This is a genomic window from Pseudomonas sp. MWU15-20650 (assembly GCF_023242475.1).
Taxonomy (GTDB): domain Bacteria; phylum Pseudomonadota; class Gammaproteobacteria; order Pseudomonadales; family Pseudomonadaceae; genus Aquipseudomonas.
Genome location: NZ_JALJFG010000025.1, coordinates 25,913 through 41,800, shown reverse-complemented (window position 1 = coordinate 41,800; position 15,888 = coordinate 25,913). Strand labels below are relative to the sequence as shown.

Here is a 15,888-nt window from a genome sequence, read left to right as displayed (position 1 = left end):
CGTCGCACCGCCCCTCCCACATGTTCAACCGCGTTCCGTCAGGGTTAGCCGATGGTCATCAGGCTGGCGTTACCACCTGCTGCTGCGGTGTTGACGCTCAGTGCACGTTCGATCACCAGGCGCTCCAGGGCAATTGCGGTTTCGCCTTGGGACAGGCCATGCACGCCAACAATCGCGCCACTACGCTGCGCCACTTGCTGGCACACCCCGCGCAGTTGATCGGAGTCGCCGTGGTGCAGGACGGCGTCGAATACGACTTCGTCCTTGGTCCAGTCGGCCACACGCTTGATCTTCGCCTGAATGTCCTTCGGCAGGCGTGGGAACAAAGCCTTGGTCAGGTCGGTTTCCGGCCATACCGCCGAACCCCCCACTGCCAATACCGCCGCCAGTTGGGCCAGCAGGTCGCCTTCTACTTCGGCGAGGCACAGTACGTGCTCGCGAGGCAGGATGGCATAGCTGTTGCGCTCACCGGTCGGGCCGGCCAACTGACGTGTGATGCCGCTCTGGGACTGTGCGGCGAACTGCGTGCACAGTGCACTCAGTTCGCTGAACTTATTGCCGTCGGCCCAGGTTTTCAGTGCAGTCAGCGGTTGGCTCATGGCATCGCGCAGGCGCACATCCGGCGCCGCCAGCTTGTCGCCACGTACGAAGGATTGCTCGATCGCATCGGTAGGGCGAGTCGACAGCAGGCGGTAAAGGTACAGCGGGCCACCGGCTTTCGGGCCGGTACCCGACAAGCCTTCGCCGCCGAACGGCTGCACGCCCACCACGGCGCCAACGATGTTGCGGTTAACGTAGACGTTACCGGCATGGACGTTGTCGATCACCTTGGCGATGGTCTCATCGATGCGGGTGTGTACGCCCAGGGTCAGGCCGTAGCCCGAGGCATTGATCTGGCCGATCAACTGGTCGATCTCTTTACGCTTGTAGCGCACCACGTGCAGCACCGGGCCGAAGATCTCCCGTTGCAGCTCGTCGAAGCTTTCCAGCTCGATCAGGGTTGGCATCACGAAAGTGCCGCGCTTGATTTCTTCGCCGTCGGCAATCGCCACCTGGTAAACCGTGCGGCCTTTGTCGCGCATGGCCTGGATGTGTTTCTCGATGCCAGCCTTGGCTTCGGCGTCGATTACCGGGCCGATATCCACCGACAAACGCTCCGGGTTGCCCAGGCGGCATTCAGCCATGGCGCCCTTGAGCATCTCGATGACGCGGTCTGCCGAATCTTCCTGCAGGCACAACACGCGCAGGGCTGAGCAACGTTGGCCGGCGCTGTCGAAGGCCGAGGACACCACGTCGATCACCACTTGTTCGGTGAGTGCCGAGGAGTCGACGATCATCGCGTTCTGGCCGCCAGTTTCGGCGATCAGCGGAATCGGACGCCCCTGGGCATCCAGGCGCCCGGCGACATTGCGTTGCAGCAGGCGCGCAACCTCGGTGGAGCCAGTGAACATCACGCCTTTGACGCGATCATCACCCACCAGGCGGGCACCGACAGTTTCGCCCTGGCCCGGCAGCAATTGCAGCACGCCTTGCGGGATACCGGCTTCCAGCAGGATGCGCACGGCTTGTGCAGCCACCAGTGGCGTTTGCTCGGCAGGCTTGGCCAATACCGGGTTGCCGGCAGCCAATGCGGCAGCGACTTGACCGCTGAAGATGGCCAGTGGGAAGTTCCACGGGCTGATGCACACCACTGGGCCCAATGGGCGGTGGGCGTCGTTGGTGAAGTCGTGGCGCGCCTGCACCGCGTAGTAGCGCAGGAAGTCCACCGCTTCACGCACTTCGGCGATGGCGTTGGCGAAGGTCTTGCCGGCTTCACGCGCCAGCAGGCCCATCAGCGGCTGAATCTCGCCTTCCATCAGGTCGGCGGCACGCTCCAGGATCGCGGCGCGTTCGGCGGGCGGGGTCGCCTGCCAGATCGGCGCGGCGCTGATGGCGCACTGGATCGCGTTGTCGACGTCTTCGACGGTGGCTTCCTGTACGTGGCCGACCACGTCACGCAAGTCGGACGGGTTCAATACCGGTGCGGCCGCTTGATCGCTGGAGGTGCAACCGAGCATCGGCGCAGCTTTCCAGTGGTTGTGTGCGGTAGCCAGCAGCGCGCAGGACAGCGATGCCAGGCGATGTTCGTTGGCCAGGTCGATACCTGCCGAGTTGGCGCGGTCGCTGCCATACAGGTCACGCGGCAGCGGGATGCGCGGGTGCGGCAGGCCGAAGCCGCCTTCCAGCGTCGCCATCTGCTCGATGCTGGCCACGGGGTCGGCCACCAGCTCCTGAATAGAGATGGACTGGTCGGCAATCCGGTTGACGAACGAGGTGTTGGCGCCGTTTTCCAGCAGGCGACGGACCAGGTAAGCCAGCAGCGTTTCGTGAGTGCCGACGGGTGCGTACACGCGGCAGGGACGGTTCAACTTGCCATCGGAGACCTTGCCTACAACTTGCTCGTACAGTGGTTCACCCATGCCGTGCAGGCACTGGAACTCGTACTGGCCGGGATAGTAGTTCTGACCCGCGATATGGTAGATGGCCGACAGCGTGTGGGCGTTGTGCGTGGCGAACTGCGGATAGATGACTTCCGGTACCGACAGCAATTTGCGTGCACAGGCGATGTAGGAAACGTCGGTGTACACCTTGCGGGTATAGACCGGATAGCCTTCCAGGCCTTCGACTTGGGCACGCTTGATTTCGCTGTCCCAGTAGGCGCCTTTCACCAGGCGGATCATCAGGCGGTGGCGGCTGCGGCGTGCCAGGTCAATGACGTAGTCGATCACATACGGGCAACGTTTCTGGTACGCCTGGATCACGAAACCGATACCGTTCCAGCCGGTCAGTTGCGGCTCGAAGCACAGGCGTTCGAGCAGGTCGAGCGACAGCTCCAGACGGTCCGCTTCTTCGGCGTCGATGTTCAGGCCGATGTCGTATTGCTTGGCCAGCAGGGTCAGGGACAGCAGGCGAGGGTACAGCTCATCCATCACGCGCTCGTACTGCGCACGGCTGTAGCGCGGGTGCAGCGCCGAAAGCTTGATGGAGATGCCTGGGCCTTCATAGATCCCACGGCCATGGGAGGCTTTGCCGATGGAGTGAATGGCTTGTTCGTACGAGGCCAGGTACTTCTGGGCGTCGTGTTCGGTCAGCGCGGCTTCACCGAGCATATCGTAGGAGTAGCGGAAACCCTTGGCTTCGAACTTGCTCGCATTGGCCAGGGCTTCGGCGATGGTTTCGCCGGTAACGAACTGCTCGCCCATCAGGCGCATGGCCATGTCGACGCCCTTGCGGATCATCGGCTCGCCGCTTTTGCCGATGATGCGGCTCAGGGACGAAGTCAGGCCGGCTTCGTTATGGGTGGCGACCAGTTTGCCGGTCAGCAGCAGGCCCCAGGTGGCGGCGTTGACAAACAGCGACGGGCTGTTGCCCAGGTGCGGTTGCCAGTTGCCGGTGCTGATCTTGTCGCGGATCAGCGCATCGCGGGTGCCTTTGTCCGGGATGCGCAGCAACGCTTCGGCCAGGCACATCAGTGCCACGCCTTCCTGGGACGACAGGGAAAATTCTTGCAGCAGGCCCTGAACGATACCGGCACGGCCGCCAGCGCTTTTCTGATTGCGCAATTTCTCGGCGATCGATGCTGCCAGCTTGTTGGTGGCCTCGGCCATCTGCTGCGGCAGACGCGCTTGCTCGATCAGCATCGGCACCACTTCCGGCTCTGGGCGACGGTAGGCGGCGGTGATCGAGGCACGCAATACCGATTGCGGCAGGATGCTTTCGGCGAACTCAAGGAAGCACTGGTGCGCGTGGTCGGCCTGGACCTCGCCCGCGTCTTCAGCGTCCTTGCTGCCCAAGCCATTGAGCTCGGACAGGGTTGCACCACCCTCGAGTTTCTCCAGGTAATTGAAAATCGCCTGCTTGATCAGCCAGTGCGGCGTGCGATCAATGGAGGTCGCGGCAGCCTTCAGGCGTTCGCGGGTCGGGTCGTCGAGTTTGACCCCAAGGGTGGTCGTTGCCATCTTTTTATCCTCATGGGTGCCACTACCGAGTGGCATCTGCTGGCGGCAAGATTAGCTTTGCCCATGAAGAGGTGCAACCGGGTGCAACCCTTTTTGTTCATGAAATTTTCGACGCTTCACACGAAAAAATCCGGCCTTCGACACAAACCGCTTCGCTTTGGTGCATTTGCTTCTGAGATCGGCTGTTCTTGCTCCGAAAAGGAGCAAAAACGAGCTGTTTGGCGTAAAACACATCAAGGTGCAACTTATTCTCAAGAAACTGGTTGCACCTTATTTGCTTTGTTGAATAGCATTCGCGGCCAAGGTGCAACCACCTGATTGGTTCGGTTCATCGGCTGGCGGCTTTCCTGGGGAAACGTCAGTCATAAATGCGCGGCACGCAGGCTCGTCTACCCGGATATCAATGGGTGGCCGTCCGACAGACCGTCGCTACATAAAAACAAAGCCAGGGCGTCACTCTTATGAGCGTTAGTAATCCAACCCTGATCACCTTCGTGATCTACATCGCAGCAATGGTGCTGATCGGCTTCATGGCCTATCGCTCCACCAACAACCTTTCCGATTACATCCTCGGCGGTCGCAGCCTCGGTAGCGTGGTAACAGCCTTGTCGGCCGGTGCTTCCGACATGAGTGGCTGGTTGTTGATGGGGTTGCCCGGCGCGATCTACATGTCTGGTCTGTCGGAAAGCTGGATTGCCATCGGCCTGATCGTCGGTGCCTACCTCAACTGGTTGTTCGTGGCCGGCCGCCTGCGGGTGCAGACCGAACACAACGGCGACGCCCTGACCCTGCCGGATTACTTCTCCAGCCGCTTCGAAGATAAAAGTGGCCTGCTGCGGATCATCTCCGCGGTAGTGATCCTGGTGTTCTTCACCATCTATTGCGCCTCCGGCATCGTGGCCGGTGCCCGCTTGTTTGAAAGCACCTTCGGCATGTCCTACGAGACAGCGTTGTGGGCCGGTGCTGCTGCGACGATTGCCTACACCTTCGTCGGTGGTTTCCTAGCCGTCAGCTGGACTGACACCGTACAAGCCACGCTGATGATCTTCGCGCTGATCCTGACGCCCATCATCGTGTTGCTGGCAACCGGCGGTGTCGATACCACCTTCCTGGCGATCGAAGCGAAGAACCCTGACAACTTCAATATGCTGAAAAACACCAGCTTCATCGGCATCATCTCGCTGATGGGCTGGGGTCTGGGCTACTTCGGTCAGCCGCACATCCTTGCGCGTTTCATGGCGGCCGATTCGGTGAAGTCGATTGCCAAGGCGCGCCGCATCTCCATGACGTGGATGATCCTGTGCCTGGGCGGCACCGTGGCGGTGGGCTTCTTCGGTATCGCGTACTTCTCGGCGCACCCTGAAGTTGCAGGCCCGGTGACCGAGAACCACGAGCGCGTGTTCATTGAACTGGCCAAGCTGCTGTTCAACCCATGGATTGCCGGCGTGCTGCTCTCGGCCATCCTGGCCGCGGTAATGAGTACCCTGAGCTGCCAATTGCTGGTGTGCTCCAGCGCCCTGACCGAAGACTTCTACAAGACCTTCCTGCGCAAGAACGCCTCCCAGATCGAGCTGGTATGGGTCGGCCGCGCGATGGTGCTGCTGGTGGCTTTGATTGCTATCGCCATGGCGGCCAACCCGGACAACCGCGTACTGGGCCTGGTGAGCTATGCCTGGGCTGGTTTCGGCGCGGCCTTTGGCCCTGTGGTGCTGATTTCGGTGATCTGGAAGGACATGACCCGCAACGGCGCACTCGCCGGCATCCTGGTCGGCGCGATCACCGTGATCGTGTGGAAGCACTTTTCCCTGCTGGGCCTGTACGAAATCATCCCAGGCTTCCTCTTCGCCAGCCTGGCGATCTACTTCGTCAGCAAGATGGGCGCACCGACTGCCGGCATGGTCGAGCGTTTTGACGCTGCGGAAAAAGACTACAACCTCAACAAGTAATTCAGCGGGCGTTCAGCGCCCATTGATTTGAAAAAAGGCCCACGTCCTGCGGATGGTGGGCCTTTTTTTGCGGGTTCAGTCCGAATCCGCCTGATTGAGAAAAATCAGCACACCCAAAATTGCCATGTAGAACTTGAACGCCGCTTCCTGGCCATTCCATTGATGGGATTGCCACATCAGAAACCATTCACCGCCCACCACCATGAAGCCGAAAAACCACACCATGAAGCCCAGGGTGAGACCGGTGATTGCGCTGGCTTTGGATCGGTTGAACTCAACACCCGTAGCGTGTCTGGCGCGCCACAACGACCACGCCCCCCGTGCCAGCAACAGTGCCGTGAGTGCCTCGCCGAGAATGATCAACCCGTAGGCACCGTGCCACAGCCAAGGCGTGGTGATTGAACGGTACATGGCGGCGTTGTCGGGGAACGTGGTGTCCATGCTCAACACATGGCTGACGAAGGCGAAGTTGGAGCCGTAGTCGGTGATGTTGTTGAACGCAACCAAGGTGGCGAAGGCCGCAAGGGCGAGGGTCAGGATTATTTTTGCGTAGCGGTTAGCCATGCTTTTTTTCCAGTGTTCTGCCGAAGAGAGAGGCCGTTACGCTAGCACGCTCATGACATGCCTTCGACGCCTGATGCGTGAAGAATCCAGCACGCCTGATGTAGGAGCTTACTGATTTGCCAGTGGTGTGCTCAGATCGGCAAAAAGCTGGTGCAGAATCGCCCGCCCACCCCTCGCAGAGAAACACCGGATGTTCGCTCCTGCCAATCAAAGTGCATTTACCCTGGCCCTCGATGGAAAACCCAGCGATCTCAAGGTTCATGGGTTCACAGGGGATGAGTTCATTAGCCTGCCCTTTCGCTTTGATCTTGAACTGGTCAGCGAACAGCCCGATCTGGACCTCGAGAGCCTGCTGCACCACCAGGCGTTCCTGGCGTTTGATGCTCAGGGTCATGGTGTGCACGGCCAGGTATACCGAGTGGCACAAGGCGATTCGGGCAAGCGTCTTACGCGTTATCAGATCACCCTGGTGCCGCAGTTGGCGTATCTGGAGCACAGTACCCACCAGCGGATTTTCCAGGACAAGACCGTGCCGCAGGTCATTGCTCTGGTGTTGGAAGCCCAGGCTATCCAAGGGGATGCTTTCGCGTTTCAACTGAGCGGCGAGTATCCCGAGCGTGAATACTGTGTTCAGTTCGGCGAAACCGACCTGGAGTTTATTCAGCGCTTGTGTGCCGAGTCGGGTATTCACTATCACTTTCAGCACAGCCCCGAACGCCACTTATTGGTGTTCGGCGATGACCAGAGCGTGTTCGCCCAGCCCGCTCAAGCCACCCCTTACTCACCCGGTTCCGGAATGGTGGCGGACACGCCGGCAATCAAGCGCTTTATCCTGCGGATGGAGACCCGTACCACGGGTGTGAACCTGCGGGACTATGACTTCACAAAACCGGGCCTGGTATTGGAAAGCGGGGCGTCCGGCGCGCAACTTCCCGCGCTGGTTGACCAGCGCTATCCCGGGTACTTTACGGATCGTGATCACGGCAAGTACCTGGCACAGCGCCTGTTGGAGCGTCACCGTCACGACTTTCGTCAAGCCAGCGGCTATAGCGACCAGCCTGCCTTGGTCTGCGGGCAATTCCTGAGGATGGACGGGCATCCGCGTCAAGAATGGAATGACCTGTGGTTGGTCACCCAGCTGCACCATTCAGGGCACCAGCCTCAGGTGCTTGAGGAGTCTGCTCCCGAACGCTATGGCGATGAATCGCCTCTGGGCTACAGCAACGAATTTGTTGTCACGCCTTGGGACGTGCCGTTCCGACCGCGCCTGTATATGTCGCGGCCGTCAATATCGGGTTACCAGAGCGCAGTGGTCACGGGGCCCGCTGGCAGTGAGATCCATTGCGACGAATACGGCCGAGTCAAAGTACAGATGGCCTGGGATCGTGACGCGGGCCATCACGAACACTCCAGTTGCTGGCTGCGAGTCGCCAGTGGCTGGGCTCATCACCGTTACGGTTCGGTGTTGATCCCAAGGGTCGGCATGGAGGTGCTGGTGGGGTTCGCCAATGGCGACATGGATATGCCGCTGGTTATCGGCTGCCTGCCCAATGAGGCAACCCGCCTGCCGCTTGATTTGCCAGCCGAAAAGACCCGCAGTGTTTTCCGCAGCCAGAGCAGTCCGGGCGGGGGCGGTTACAACGAGCTGCGCATCGAAGATCGCAAGGGGGCCGAGGAAATCTACCTGCGGGCTCAGCGGGACTGGAACCAGCATGTATTGCATGACCAGCAGGTGCAGGTTGATAACCAGCGCCGGGTAAGCGTGGGCGGCGAGTCGCACCATGAGCTGTTGGGTGAAGAGCAGCGGATCACCCATGGCAATCGCCTGACCGAACTCAAGCAGGATGATCATCTGGTTGTCGGGGGCTCGCAGCAGATGCGTGCCGGGCGGACCATCCAGATTGGCGCAGGCCAGAGTGTCGTTATCGATGCGGGCGCCAGCGTGACCATCCAGGCCGGTGGCCAGTCGATCACGCTGTCGGCAGGCGGGATTTTCAGCAGCGTGCCGATCCAGCTGGGAGGGGCGCCCGCTCCTGCGGCTGCACCGTTGATGCCCGGATCAAAGGAGGCGTTGCTGGCGGTTAGTCCTGCACCGCTAAGTCGTGTGCAAGTGGCCAGCTTGAAGCGCAGTGCGCCGTTTTGTGAGGAGTGTGAACGTTGCAAAAACGGGCAGTGCGATATACCCGGTCATACAAGGAGCTTTCCCTGATGCCGACATCCTTGGCTCCCAGTGCCTGGCTTGGGCAATACCCTCTGCTCCCCGGTGAACAGATCTTTGTCGTACTGGGCAGTGCCAGTGACGCCAAGCCATTTGCCGCCTGGCAAACCATGGCGGCGGGAGCGGCGCCGCAGTCGATCTGGGCGGGCACGGTCTACGCCGATTGGGATGAGGTCATGCCTTTCGTTGGTGTCGTCGAACCGGACAGTCCCTTCCTTGACTGGATAGCCACCACGCAAGCGTCGGATTGGGGGTGGCTGGCGGTCTCGTCCAGCCCGTTGCAAACCGTGATCGCGCACGTGAAAGGCTTGACCAAGGTGTACCTGCCTGAAAACCAGGAGGTGTTTTTACGTTTCTGGGACGGCACGCAATTTTTGCCGATTTTACAGAAGCTGGGTGACGAAGCTGGGAGCGTACTGCCAGTGTTCCAGCGTTACCTGATCAATGGTCAGCCGCTTGTCGTGAAGGCTGTGCCGGTCACGCCAGCCAAGCCCAGCCCTTGGTGGCAAGTGCCGGCGCCGTTGCTGGCGCATCTGGCAGAGCAGTCCGCGCAGGTACTGGTCAACAACCTGCTGCAATGGCTTGAAGAGCAGCGCCCCGACCTGTACACCGCCTTTACCGCGACGACTTTGCGGCACAAGGTCGCCTACTTTGCGCGCAGGCCGCAGATCAGTCATGAAGCACTGGCGGGTTACCTCGCCTCAGAGTTGAGCGCGATATGAGCGCCGCCCGCCATGCGGCCCTGCACCTTTGCGCCTGTAGAAGGTAAACTTCGCCCCCTGCGCAGGAGCAACCATGAATTATCGTCACGCCTTTCACGCCGGCAACCACGCCGATGTCTTCAAACACCTGACCTTGACCCGCCTCATCGCCCTGATGTCGCGCAAGGAGCAGCCGTTCGCCTATCTCGACACCCACGCGGGGATTGGGCTGTACGACCTGCAGGGCGACCAGGCCAACCGCACCGGTGAATACCTGGAAGGCATTGCGCGCCTGTGGGGCGAAAGCGACCTGCCGCCACTCACCGCCGATTACATGCGTGTGCTGCACGAGATGAACCCTGATGGCCAGTTGCGCTACTACCCGGGTTCACCGGAACTGGCTCGCCGCCTGACGCGGCCTCAGGACCGAGTGCTGCTCAATGAGAAACACCCGGAAGACGGTGTGCTGCTCAAGGACAACATGAAGGGCGATCGCCGGGTCAAAGTGCACCTGGGTGAAGGTTGGCATGTGCCGCGGGCCCTGCTGCCCGTGCCGGAGAAACGCGCGTTGATGCTGATCGACCCGCCGTTCGAACAGCTCGATGAGATGCAGCGTTGCGCGGCATCGCTCAAGGAGGCGGTTAGCCGCATGCGCCAGACGGTCGCGGCGATCTGGTACCCGGTGAAGGACCAGCGCATGTTGCGCCGCTTCTACCAGGACCTGGCCGGCACCGGTGCGCCGAAGTTGCTGCGGGTGGAACTGCTGGTGCATCCACTGGACACGCCCAATACCCTGACCGGCTCGGGCCTGGCGATTGCCAACCCACCGTGGGGTCTGGAAGAGGAGTTACGCGAGCTGCTGCCGTGGCTGTCCAAAAAGCTTGGCCAGACCCAGGGTGGATGGCAGATGGATTGGCTCATTAGTGAATGAGAGCTGCAAGTTTCAAGCTACAAGCTGCAAGAGAGGTGTTCCAGCTTTTACTTGTAGCTTGCAGCTTCAAACTTGCCGCTCCGATCGTCAGATCGGACAGGTCACGCCAGTGCCGCCGATCCCGCAGTAACCCTGCGGATTCTTCGCCAGGTACTGCTGGTGATACGCCTCGGCGAAGTACACCGTTGGCGCCTCTGCGATTTCCGTAGTGATGGTGCCCAAGCCCGCCTTGGTCAACTCAGCCTGATACGCCTCGGCACTGGCCTGCGCCGCCGCCAATTGCTCAGGTGTGGTCGCATAGATCACCGAACGGTACTGGCTGCCGATGTCGTTGCCCTGGCGCATGCCCTGGGTCGGGTTGTGCAGTTCCCAGAACATCTTCAGCAGGTCTTCGTACTTGACCTTGGCCTGGTCATACACCACCAGTACCACTTCGCTGTGGCCGGTCAGGCCCGAGCAGACTTCTTCGTAAGTCGGGTTCGGCGTGAAGCCACCGGCATAGCCGACCACGGTGCTGACGACGCCATCGCGCTGCCAGAATTTGCGTTCCGCGCCCCAGAAGCAGCCCAGGCCGAAAATCGCAAAGCCAACGTCATCGAGGAACGGGCCCAGCAATGGGTTGCCGTTGACGAAGTGCGTCTGCGGTAGGGTCATCGGGGTTTCGCGGCCAGGCAAAGCTTGTTCTGCAGTAGGAAGCACGTTTTTGTTCACCAGAATTTCCGAGCGCAAGACCATGATCAGTCCTCTCGTCAGGTTGAGTAGCAGTAAATTGTCAGACAGCCAGTGTGCCCGAGTGTTACAGCGCTGTCAGGCGATTGGCCCGCGAGGATAGCGTTTAAGCATCTTCATGAGCTCCCCACCGGGAATCGGCCTGTCGAACAGGTAGCCCTGGCCCACGTCACAGCGATGTCGACGCAGGAACGCCAGCTGCTCGGCGGTCTCGATACCTTCGGCCACCACTTTGAGCTTGAGGTTGTGTGCCATGGCGATCACCGCCGAGGTGATTTCCATGTCGTCCTGGTTATCCGGGATTTCGTGGATAAAGCTACGGTCGATCTTGATAATGTCGATGGGAAACTTTTTCAAGTAGCTAAGCGACGAGTAACCGGTGCCGAAGTCGTCCATGGCCAGGGTCAGGCCAAAGCTCTTCAGCTGGTCCAGTTGCAGGCGCGTGTCTTCGGTCGCCTCCAGCAGCAAGCCTTCGGTCAGTTCCAGCTCCAACAGGTTGGCGGGCAACTGTTCTTCCTTGAGGATTGTGGCAATCGAGGCCACCAGGTCCGGGTCGGAAAACTGCTTGGGTGACAGGTTGATCGCTACCTGGAGGTTGCCCATGCCCGCGGCGGTCAACTGCCGGCTCATGCGGCAGGCCTGGCGCGCGATCCACTTGCCGATGGGGATAATCAGCCCGGTTTCTTCGGCCACACTGATGAACTGGTCGGGGCGGATCATGCCTTTTTCCGGGTGGTTCCAGCGCAACAGCGCTTCCATGCCCAGCAGGCGGCCGCTGCGCAGGCACAGCTTGGGTTGGTAGAACACATCCAGCTCGTTCTGGGTCAGGGCGCGACGCAGGTTGTTCTCCACGAACAGCTTGTAGCTGGCTTCGGCATTGAGGGCTTCAGTAAACACTTGCACCTGATGTTTGCCGTTGGCCTTGGCCTTGTGCAGGGCCAGCCCGGCGTTGCGCATCAGGGTTTGCGGGTCGCGCCCATGCAGGGGGGCGCAGGCCAGGCCCACGGAACCGGTGACGCTGATCAACTGGTTGTCGACGAACATGGGTTTGTCGAGGGTTGCCAGCAGTTGGCTGGCAACCTGTTGGCCGGTCTCAAGGTCGGTGTCGTCGAGCAGCACGGCAAATTCGTTACTGGCAAACCGCGCCAGGCTACCGCTGGCGCTCAGGCTGTTGCGAAGGCGTCGCGCCAGGCTGATCAGCAGCTTGTCACCCGTCTGGTGGCCGAGGCTGTCGTTGATGCGCTTGAAGTTGTCGATGTCCACCAACAACAGGCTGATCGGGCTGTCACTGTCGCGGGCAAAGCGTTCGTCGAGGTTGCGGATAAACGCCGGACGGTTGCCCAGGTTGGTCAGGTTGTCGGTATAGGCCAGGCGTTCGATGCGCTGCTGGGCCAGCTTGGTCTGGGTAATGTCTTCGTAAATGCCGATGTAGTGGGTCAACTCACGGTTGTCGCCATACACTTTGGAGATCGACAACTGGCCCCAGTAGGGTTCCAGGTTCTTGCGCCGGCTTTTGAATTCACCCTGCCAGCTGTTGCTTTTGGCCAGGCTTGACGGCGCGTCGAACAGCAGCTCGCTGAGGTTCTCCAGGGCCGGTAGCTGCGCGAGGCGGTGGCCGTGGACTTCTTCGGCGCTGTACTGGGTAATCGCGGTAAAGCTTGGGTTGACGTACTCCACCACGCCATCGCAATTGACCAGCAGAAAAGCGTTGGCACTTTGCTCCACCGCACGCTGGAACAAATGCAGGGCGCTGGTGGCGGTACGGCGGTTGTGATTGTTGATGACTTGAGCGAACTGGTCCGCCAACTCACCGGCAAATGCGATTTCATCGGCCTGCCATGCGCGCGGGCTGCCACCTTGTTCCAGGCACAGCACACCGACGACCTGGCCGTCGACACGGATACTCGCGTCGAGCATCGCGTGGACATCCCTGGCGCGCAAGGTCTCGGCCATTTCACGGGTGCGCGGGTCGCGCAGGGCATGGGTGGCGTCGATGGCGCGGCTGGAGTGCAGGGCGTCCAGGTAATCGGGGAAGCCGCTGGCGTCGATCGCTTCGGGCAGGCGGTATCGCTGGTCGGCGCGGTGGTACGCCGAGATCGGCACCAGCCGTTGGCCTTCGAGGTTCCAGATGCTGGCGCAATCGATCTGGTAGATGTCGCAAGCGCTACGGGTAATCAGCTCGGCGGCTTCTTGCAGCGAGTTGGGTGTGGTGTAGCGCTGGCGAGCCAGCAGCAGGATCAATTCTTGCTGCGCGCGCACCCGCTCCAGGTGCAGCAACTGTTCCTGCTGTGCACGTTGGTTCAGTTCCAGGGCGATTTGCAGGCGGCTGTTCTGGTTTTCCAGGTCGGCGGTCGGAACGGGCATGGGGACTTCACTGAACAGCCCATCGACCACCATCAAGTAACCGCGCAGCAGGTGACGATTGTGTTGTTTATACGCCTCACCCATTTCCAGCAGGCTCAATGGGCCGTCCTGGGTATGCAGGGTGTAGCGCACCAGGTAATGGGGGCTTTGGGTCAGTTGCTGCTGGATCGCATCGTGCAACTGATACCGCGCCTGGGGCTCCATCAGGCTGGCGTAGGGGGTGCCGAGCAGGGCACACAGTTCGACCGCCGGCAGGCCGAATTGGCGTTCGCAGTTAGGGTCGAGGTAGAGCAGTGCCCAGCTTGCCTCATTAAGCCGCTCGAAACGCAGCATACCGAGGCGCGAAGGCACCGGTAATTGCGTCACTACCTCGGCCGCCATACGGGCGACATCGGGTTGGCTTTTCATGGGGAAACTCGCTTGGAAAAATACGCAAGGCGCCGGGCTCACGCCCTCTTTACTGTCGCCTGCGGCAAGGTTGCATCATGCAGCACGCACTGACAAGAGAGGATGAAGGCTAAGTGCTATAAGGCTGTTATCGGCCGCGAGTGGGATTTCTGCAATCGAGGTGATCGGTGGTTCACGCCTGTCCTCTGTAGGAGCGAGCTTGCTCGCGAAAAACGCCAGAGCACCGCGTTTATCCAGAAGGCCCGCGTCATCGTTGACGATCTTCGCGAGCAAGCTCGCTCCTACAAAAAACACAGGCAAAAAAAGCCCCGCCAAGTGGCGGGGTTGAGGTACGAGCGTGGCGCTCGGAAATCGGTGCAACCCAGCCTCCTCGGTAAAGGAGGCTGGTTGAGAGTTACAGCAAGATGGTGCGGATGTCGTTCAGCAGTTGGCTCAGACGCTGGGTAAAGCGTGCGGCCGCGGCGCCATTGATCACACGGTGATCGTAGGACAGCGACAGCGGCAACATCAGCTTCGGCTGGAACGCTTTGCCGTCCCAGACAGGCTGGATAGTGGCCTTGGACACACCCAGGATCGCCACTTCCGGCGCGTTGACGATTGGCGTAAAGCCAGTGCCGCCAATGTGCCCGAGGCTGGAGATGGTGAAGCATGCGCCCTGCATGTCGTCCGGGGTGAGCTTCTTGTCGCGGGCCTTGGCAGCCAGTGCGGCGGCTTCGGCAGCCAGTTGCAGCAGGCTCTTCTGGTCGACGTTCTTGATGACCGGTACCAGCAGGCCATCTGGGGTGTCGACTGCAAAGCCGATGTGCACGTACTTCTTGCGAATGATCGCCTTGCCGCTGGGTGCCAGCGAACTATTGAAGTCCGGCAGTTCCTTGAGCAGGTGTGCGCAAGCCTTGAGCAACAGCGGCAGCACGGTCAGCTTCACGCCGGCCTTCTCGGCCACGGCTTTCTGCGCAACGCGGAAAGCTTCCAGGTCGGTGATGTCGGCCTGGTCGAACTGAGTCACGTGTGGGATGTTCAGCCAGCTGGCGTGCAGGCCGGCCGCGCCGATTTGCATCAGGCGGGTCATCGGCACTTCTTCGATTTCGCCGAAGCGGCTGAAGTCGACAGTGCGGATCGGCGGAATGCCCGAGCCACCGGTAGCAGCGCCGGCAGCCGGAGCTTCCTTGGCCTTCTGCATCATGGATTTGACGTAGACCTGCACGTCTTCCTTCAGCACGCGACCGTGTGGGCCAGTGGCCGACACAGCGCTCAGCTCGACGCCGAATTCACGGGCCAGTTGGCGCACGGCAGGGCCGGCATGAACCTTGGCGCCGCTTGGCGCAGGTGCAGCAACCGGGGCAGGTGCAGCCTCGGCTTTTGCAGCCGGCGCGGCAGCGGCAGGTGCGGCTTCAGCCTTGGCAGCCGGAGCGGCGGCTGGGGCGGCGGCAGCAGGAGCAGCAGGAGCAGCGCCCGCCACTTTCAGCTTGAGGATGAAGTCGCCAGTGCCGACTTCGTCTTCGAGCTTGACTGCGATGCTTTCCACCACGCCGGCAGCCGGCGAAGGGATTTCCATGGAGGCTTTGTCGGACTCCAGGGTGATCAGCGATTGGTCGGCTTCGACGGTGTCGCCGACCTTGACCAGCAGCTCGATGATCTTGGCCTTGCCCGAGGAACCGATGTCCGGAACATGAATGTCCTGGACAGTCGCAGCAGCCGGTGCAGCAGCCGGTGCGGCAGGCGCTTGGGCTGGCTTTTCAGCAGGTGCGGGTGCAGCAGCGGCAGCAGGAGCCGCCGCAGGGGCCGCATCAGCGGCACCTTCGATTTCCAGTTCCAGCAGTTCGTCGCCTTCTTTCAGGCGGTCGCCCAGCTTCACTTTCAGGCTCTTGACCACGCCGGCCTTGGGAGCAGGGATTTCCATGCTCGCCTTGTCCGATTCCAGGGTCAGGATGCTCTGGTCGGCTTCGACTTTGTCGCCGACCTTCACAAACAGCTCGATTACTTCACCTTCACCGCTGCCGATGTCAGGTACGCGAATGAGTTCGCTCAC

Annotated in this window: 9 protein-coding genes and 1 pseudogene; 4 read left to right on the top strand and 6 right to left on the bottom strand. The window is 60.9% G+C overall.

The window, feature by feature from the left end; all coding sequences use genetic code 11:
* Positions 1-44: 44 nt before the first annotated feature.
* Positions 45-3,998, bottom strand: coding sequence for a trifunctional transcriptional regulator/proline dehydrogenase/L-glutamate gamma-semialdehyde dehydrogenase (gene putA, locus M5B43_RS18485; RefSeq protein ID WP_248751450.1), 3,954 nt, complete (start codon positions 3,996-3,998; stop codon positions 45-47).
* A gap of 461 nt (positions 3,999-4,459) precedes the next feature.
* Between putA and putP the strand changes: the two genes are divergently transcribed.
* Positions 4,460-5,944: a sodium/proline symporter PutP gene (gene putP / locus M5B43_RS18480; RefSeq protein WP_248751449.1), complete on the top strand. Its 1,485-nt coding sequence runs from the start codon at positions 4,460-4,462 to the stop codon at positions 5,942-5,944.
* Positions 5,945-6,019: 75 nt separating this feature from the next.
* Here the strand turns inward: putP and M5B43_RS18475 are convergent, their stop codons facing one another.
* Complete coding sequence (locus M5B43_RS18475) at positions 6,020-6,508, bottom strand: DUF2165 domain-containing protein (protein WP_248751448.1); 489 nt, start codon at positions 6,506-6,508, stop codon at positions 6,020-6,022.
* A gap of 190 nt (positions 6,509-6,698) precedes the next feature.
* Here M5B43_RS18475 and M5B43_RS18470 point away from each other — a divergent pair, with 190 nt between their 5' ends.
* The 3 genes from M5B43_RS18470 to rlmJ all read left to right on the top strand — a co-directional run bounded on the left by M5B43_RS18470 (position 6,699) and on the right by rlmJ (position 10,358).
* A complete protein-coding gene (locus M5B43_RS18470; RefSeq protein ID WP_248751447.1) occupies positions 6,699-8,717 on the top strand; it encodes a type VI secretion system tip protein VgrG in 2,019 nt (672 codons plus the stop codon).
* Positions 8,717-9,448, top strand: a complete 732-nt coding sequence (locus M5B43_RS18465; RefSeq protein ID WP_248751446.1) for a DUF4123 domain-containing protein — start codon at positions 8,717-8,719, stop codon at positions 9,446-9,448. The genes M5B43_RS18470 and M5B43_RS18465 overlap by 1 nt, the downstream gene beginning before the upstream one ends.
* A 73-nt stretch (positions 9,449-9,521) precedes the next feature.
* Positions 9,522-10,358 (top strand): 23S rRNA (adenine(2030)-N(6))-methyltransferase RlmJ, encoded by an 837-nt coding sequence (rlmJ, locus tag M5B43_RS18460; RefSeq protein ID WP_248751445.1) that lies wholly within the window; start codon positions 9,522-9,524, stop codon positions 10,356-10,358.
* A gap of 87 nt (positions 10,359-10,445) precedes the next feature.
* Here rlmJ and msrA read toward each other — a convergent pair whose 3' ends face one another.
* The 4 genes and pseudogenes from msrA to aceF all read right to left on the bottom strand — a co-directional run bounded on the left by msrA (position 10,446) and on the right by aceF (position 15,888).
* Positions 10,446-11,093 (bottom strand): peptide-methionine (S)-S-oxide reductase MsrA, encoded by a 648-nt coding sequence (gene msrA, locus M5B43_RS18455; protein ID WP_248751444.1) that lies wholly within the window; start codon positions 11,091-11,093, stop codon positions 10,446-10,448.
* Between the two features lie 72 nt (positions 11,094-11,165).
* Positions 11,166-13,859 carry a GGDEF and EAL domain-containing protein gene (locus M5B43_RS18450; RefSeq protein ID WP_248751443.1) on the bottom strand — a complete coding sequence of 898 codons (2,694 nt, stop codon included), beginning with the start codon at positions 13,857-13,859 and terminating at the stop codon, positions 11,166-11,168.
* 186 nt (positions 13,860-14,045) lie between these two features.
* Positions 14,046-14,159, bottom strand: a pseudogene (locus tag M5B43_RS27355) (outer membrane lipoprotein carrier protein LolA); the annotation flags it as partial.
* A gap of 94 nt (positions 14,160-14,253) precedes the next feature.
* Positions 14,254-15,888: a dihydrolipoyllysine-residue acetyltransferase gene (gene aceF / locus M5B43_RS18445; RefSeq protein ID WP_248751442.1), complete on the bottom strand. Its 1,635-nt coding sequence runs from the start codon at positions 15,886-15,888 to the stop codon at positions 14,254-14,256.

Coding starts and splice junctions, on each gene's coding strand:
- M5B43_RS18470 (WP_248751447.1), top strand. CDS start 6,699: ATGTTCGCTCCTGCCAATCAAAGTGCATTTACCCTGGCCCTCGATGGA.
- rlmJ (WP_248751445.1), top strand. CDS start 9,522: ATGAATTATCGTCACGCCTTTCACGCCGGCAACCACGCCGATGTCTTC.
- M5B43_RS18450 (WP_248751443.1), bottom strand. CDS start 13,859: ATGAAAAGCCAACCCGATGTCGCCCGTATGGCGGCCGAGGTAGTGACG.
- putA (WP_248751450.1), bottom strand. CDS start 3,998: ATGGCAACGACCACCCTTGGGGTCAAACTCGACGACCCGACCCGCGAA.
- M5B43_RS18465 (WP_248751446.1), top strand. CDS start 8,717: ATGCCGACATCCTTGGCTCCCAGTGCCTGGCTTGGGCAATACCCTCTG.
- msrA (WP_248751444.1), bottom strand. CDS start 11,093: ATGGTCTTGCGCTCGGAAATTCTGGTGAACAAAAACGTGCTTCCTACT.
- putP (WP_248751449.1), top strand. CDS start 4,460: ATGAGCGTTAGTAATCCAACCCTGATCACCTTCGTGATCTACATCGCA.
- M5B43_RS18475 (WP_248751448.1), bottom strand. CDS start 6,508: ATGGCTAACCGCTACGCAAAAATAATCCTGACCCTCGCCCTTGCGGCC.